The following is a 4,966-nucleotide window of genomic DNA, read 5'->3' as shown; positions in this document are numbered from 1 at the left end:
AAGTCCCCATCACCTTCGTCGAACGCGAACACGGCGCCTCCAAGATGAGCCGCAACATCGTCGTCGAAGCCCTCTGGCGCGTCACCGCCTGGGGCATCGGCGCCCGCATCGACAAGATCACCCGCAGAAACCGCACCACCTGACACCCACCCCACCCGGGAACGCCCCGGAGCCGCGGCGCCGCGGCTCCGCGGCCCAGGACCGGGGACCGGCCGCGGCACTGCGGCCCAGGACCCGGGACCGGGTGCGGGCGGCCCACGGGCGGGTGAGCATGGGTCTCGGACAGCGCACGGTGCACGTCCGCGGAGGGAGCCGGTGTGGCAGGGTCGCAGCAGCCGGGCATGCGGGGCCGGCTCTCGGGTGTCGCCGACGCGGTCAGAGGGCTGCCCGACCGGGTGCCGCTCGTCGCCCGGTCGATGCACCAGCTCGTCCGGGTGAACCTCCTCGACTGCGCCACCCGGCTCGCGGCGCAGGCCTTCGTCAGCGCGCTGCCCGCGCTCTTCGTGGTGGCCGTGTTCGCGCCCGCCTCGGTCAAGGAGGGCGTGGTGTCCGCCCTGCGCGAGCAGCTCGGTCTGCAGGGCGAGGCGGGCAAGCAGGTGGGGGAGCTGATGTCGGCCGGCGACGGCGACGCCACCGCCCAGAGCTTCGGCGCGATCGGCGCCCTGGTGACCCTGCTCTCGGCGACCGCGCTGAGCCGGGCGCTGCAGCGGGTCTGCGAGCGCTGCTGGGAGCTGCCGCGGGCGTCCGGCCGGATCACCGCGTGGCGCTGGCTGCTCTGGCTGGCGGTGTGGATGGTCTCGCTCGTCCTCCAGCACCCGCTGTACGACGGCTTCGGCGCCGGACCGTGGCTGGGGCTGCCCCTGGCGTTCGCCGTGGAGACCCTGCTCTGGTGGTGGACGCAGCACCTGCTGCTGGCCGGCCGGGTGGGCTGGCGGCAGCTCGCGCCCGGGGCCCTGCTGTGCGGGGTGGCCGTGGTGGGCACGGGCGTGGCGGCGTCGGTGTACCTGCCGCGGGCCGTCGCACAGAGCGTGTCGCGGTTCGGGCCGTACGGCGTGGTGTTCACGATGCTGTCCTGGCTGATCGTGACGTTCACGGCGGTGACGCTGGCCATCGCGCTCGGCCGGGTGGTGTCGGAGGAGCCCGAGGTGGCCCGGAGGTTCGGGACGGGGCGCAGCGGCCCGGCCGCGGCGGGGCCGCCTGCATCCGGCCCCGCGGCCGGCGGCCCCCCGGCCGCCGGACCCCCGGTGGACGGCCCTCCGGCGGACGACCCCCCGGCCGCCGGAACGCCGGATCGCGTGATGGGCGGGCCGGCCGAGGAGGCCCCGGCCACGGGCATGTGAACGGCCCCACCGCTGCGGCGGCGGGGCCGTTGCGGTGGGGCCGGACCGGGGTGGAGCCGGGAGGCCGGGACGGACTCTCAGAGGAGTCGGATCAGCCTCGACAGGATCGACGGCGGCGCCAGGTCACGCTGCAGGGTCACCGGCACCTCGATCTTCCCTGCGCCCTCGCCGGCCGAGAGGGTGCCGACCTGGGTGCCGGCCTTCTCGGTGTGGCCGAGCTTCGTCGCGTCGAGGGTCAGGGTGGCGGTGATGCCGGACCATCCGGCGACGGTGAGCTCCTTGGCGGCGACGATGGGCACCGTGCCGCCGAGGCCGTCGTCGACCTGGCCGACGACCTGGCCCTGGGCGGCGAGGGTCTGTCCGGTGAGGCCCTTCTGCACCGACTTGATCGTCTTGAGGCTGGGGGCCTGGGCGACCTTCGCCAGGTCGACGCCGGCGACGGCCGGCTGCCGGAGGGTGACGCCGATGATGGTGCGCTGCACACCGCCGATCTCCTTGACCGCGGCCCACATCAGGGCGGACTGCGCGGCGGTGGAGGAGCCGGTCTTGACGCCGATGACGCTGCCGCGCTGGGTGAAGACGAGGTCGTTGGTGTTCGAGATGCGGACGCCGTTGTACCGCATCTCGGGCTCGGCGACGATCTGCCGGAAGACGTCGTTCTTCATGACCTGCTCGGCGAGCTTGAGCTGGTCGGCGGCGGTGCTCTTGGTGTCGTCGTTGTAGCCGGCGGGGTCGGCGTAGACGGTGTCGGTCATGCCGAGCTTGGCGGCCTGGGCGTTCATCTTGTCGATGAACGCCTGCTCCGAGCCGGCGTCCCAGCGGGCGAGGAGCCGGGCCACGTTGTTGGCCGACGGCAGCATCAGCAGTTCCAGCGCCTGGTACTGGCTGAGCTGCTGGCCCTCGGTGAGGGTGGCGCGCGACTGGTCGGTGTCGGTGGACTCCGCCGCGGCGGCCTTGTCGACCGTGATGCTCGGCCCGCTCTCCCCCTTCTTGAGCGGGTGCGCCTGGAGGATGAGGTAGGCGTTCATCACCTTGGTGACGCTGGCGATCGAGACGGGGGTCTGCTCGCCGGAGGTGCCGACGCCGCCTACACCGATCACGGCGGCGGCGGACTGCCCCTTCGCCGGCCAGTCCACGCTGAGCTTCTCGCCGGTGAAGGTGTAGGAGGTGGGCAGGGCGAGGCCGGTCTCCGGGTCGGGCAGCGGGCGCAGCAGCTGGGCCACCACCACGATGCCGAGGACGAAGGCGAAGAAGAGCGTCCAGATCGCCGTCCGCTTGGCGGCCCGGCGGAACGGGCTCACCGGGCGGGCGCTGAGGCCGGCGAGCACCTCCATCGCCTCGATGGTGCTCTCGACGGGCAGCGGGGCCGGCGGCGGTACGGGGGCCGGGTCGGGCGCGGGCGGCGGCGGGGGCAGGGGCGGGGACGCGGGGCGGCTCCCGGGCTGACCGGGAGGTGCGGGGGCGACGGGCTTGCGGGTGTCCTTGAGCCCGGCGCCGGCGGCCTCCCGGCTGTCCCGCATGGCGAGACGGGGGTCCGGGGTGGCGGGTCCTGCGGGCGTGCGGGCCTCGGGGGGCAGGCGCAGCGCGGTGGTGGCGTTGTCCACGGGGAGGCGCAGGGCGCGGGTGGCGTTGTCCACGGGCTGCGGGGCGGCGGGCTTCCGGGCCTCCGCGGGGAGGCGGAGGACGGCCGTCGCGTCGCTGACGGGCGGTTCGGGCCGTTCGGGCTGTTCGGCGGCGGCGGGCGGGGCGGCCGGAGCGTCGGCGGGAGCCTTCGCGGTGGCCGGCGCGGACGCACCGGACGGGGTGCGCGCAGCGGGGCGGCCGTCCTCGGCGGGGAGGCGGAGCGCGGTGGTGGCGTTGTCCACGGGCATCCGGAGCGCGGTGGTGGCGTTGTCCACGGTGCGGACGCGGAGGTGGACGGTGGAGCCGGCCGCGGCCGGTTCGCGAGTGTCGGTCCCGTCCTCGTCGGTCCCGTCCTCGGCCGCGCTGTCCTCGGCGGGGGTGTCCTCAGTGGGCGGCGCGTCGTCGACATCGGCAGCAGCCTCGTCGGCATCGTCGACATCGGCGGCGGACTCAGGCTGCCGGTCGCCCGTACGCGCCGTGGCGGGCTCCGTGGCGGAGTCCCGTGCCTCCGGGGCACCTCCCGGCCGTCCGTCGGCCCCTGCGGGCTTCCCGGCGTCCTCCGCGTCCTCGGCGTCCTCGGCGTCCTCCGCGTCCTCCGCGTCCGCCGTGCCCTCGGCGTCCTCCGCGGCCCCGGTGCGCACGGCGTCCTCCGTGCTCTCCGTGCGCGCGGCGTCCTCCGCGTCCGCCGTGCCCTCGGCGTCCTCCGCGTCCGCTGCGTCCTCGGCGGCGGGCCGTGCCCCGGCCGGACCGGTGGCGCCGGTGCGGTCGGGGGTGCGCCCGGGGTCGGCGCCCTCCACCGTCCGCGTCCGCACGGCGGCGGTGTCGTCCGCCTGCTCCGTGCGTCCGGTCGCCCCGTCGCGCTGCCCTGTGTCGGGGGACTCGCCCACTGACCCTCTCCTCCTCGTCCGCCCGGCGGACCGGCTGCCCGGCCGGGTCGGCGGGCCGCGGGCCGCGCCGATCCTTCATTTTTTCCGACGGGTTCTCGTCCTGCCGGGATGTCTGTACAGTCTCCGCCACGAGCGGCTCGGCGGGTGCGCACACCCCGCCCGACCGGCCTCTATTGTCCCCGTCCGGTCCCGTCCCCGGCTCAGACGCCGGGCCTGCCCGCACCGGTTCCAGCTTGCCGCCCCAAGGTCACGATTCGGAGGCGTACTCGACAAGTCCGTGTGAGAGGCGTCACGCTGTCAGCATCCACGCGGGGAGGCTTGGATGGGCAGGAGCCGCAGAACTATTCCCGAGGAGCTGTTGCTGCTCGCACTGGACCCGGCCACGGGTACCACCGCGCAGCCGCAGACCCTCGACCTCGGACTCGCCGGGGCACAGCTGGTCGAGCTGTCCCTGGCCGGACGCATAGCCCCGGACGGGGACCGGATCGCCGTCGTGCTCGCACGGCCGACCGGAGACCCGACCCTCGACCACGCCCTGGAGCTGCTGCGACGGCGCGGCAGCCCGGTCCGGGCGTCGCACTGGATCGGAGGCCCCAGGCTCGGCCTGAGGCAGACGTACCTGGCGCACCTGGAACGGTGCGGCATGGTGACGGCGGTTCCGGGCCAGATGTGCGGCGTGCTGCCGACGACGCGCTATCAGGCGTCGGACGACTGCACCAACGCCGCCATCAAGCAGCGTCTGGACACGGCGATCCGGACGGGCGTGCCACCGGACCCACGGACGGCGGCGCTCGCAGCGCTGGCGCACGCGGTGGGTCTCGGGAAGCACCTCTACCCGGGCAACGAGGGCCGGTCGTCCCGGTCCAGGTTGCGTGACCTGATCCGCTACGACCCGCTCGGCGGGATGGTGGCGCACGCGGTGATGGACGTGCAGAACGGTCTGCCCGTCCAGCAGGGCCGCAACGCCGCACCTCCGGCGGTCGGCCGCCCGGCACCGGGTCGGCCGGCGACGGCGAGGCCCGCTGCGGGCGGTGGCCGACCGGTCGCCACGCGGGTGGGTGCACGTTGATCGGTGCGCGCCGTTAGCAAGGACGGTTGGGGGCGGCCCGCCCGGCA

At 75.2% G+C, this 4,966-nt stretch carries 3 protein-coding genes and 1 pseudogene; 3 read left to right on the top strand and 1 reads right to left on the bottom strand.

What is annotated here, in order from left to right; all coding sequences use genetic code 11:
- Together SNE206_RS39665 and SNE206_RS39660 are read left to right on the top strand one after the other, a co-directional pair.
- Positions 1-143: pseudogene (locus tag SNE206_RS39665) on the top strand (dolichol-phosphate mannosyltransferase); the annotation flags it as partial.
- Between the two features lie 174 nt (positions 144-317).
- Entirely contained in the window at positions 318-1,340 is a 1,023-nt protein-coding gene (locus tag SNE206_RS39660; RefSeq protein ID WP_407918455.1) for a YhjD/YihY/BrkB family envelope integrity protein, read from the top strand.
- A gap of 77 nt (positions 1,341-1,417) precedes the next feature.
- Here the strand turns inward: SNE206_RS39660 and SNE206_RS39655 are convergent, their stop codons facing one another.
- Positions 1,418-3,850, bottom strand: a complete 2,433-nt coding sequence (locus tag SNE206_RS39655; protein WP_407918454.1) for a hypothetical protein — start codon at positions 3,848-3,850, stop codon at positions 1,418-1,420.
- 322 nt (positions 3,851-4,172) lie between these two features.
- Between SNE206_RS39655 and SNE206_RS39650 the strand changes: the two genes are divergently transcribed.
- Positions 4,173-4,919 (top strand): GPP34 family phosphoprotein, encoded by a 747-nt coding sequence (locus SNE206_RS39650; protein ID WP_405011925.1) that lies wholly within the window; start codon positions 4,173-4,175, stop codon positions 4,917-4,919.
- Positions 4,920-4,966 lie beyond the last annotated feature (47 nt).

This window comes from Kitasatospora sp. NE20-6, assembly GCF_045862635.1.
Note: the sequence above shows the minus strand (reverse complement) of the source record. Positions and strands in the feature narration are given on the sequence as shown.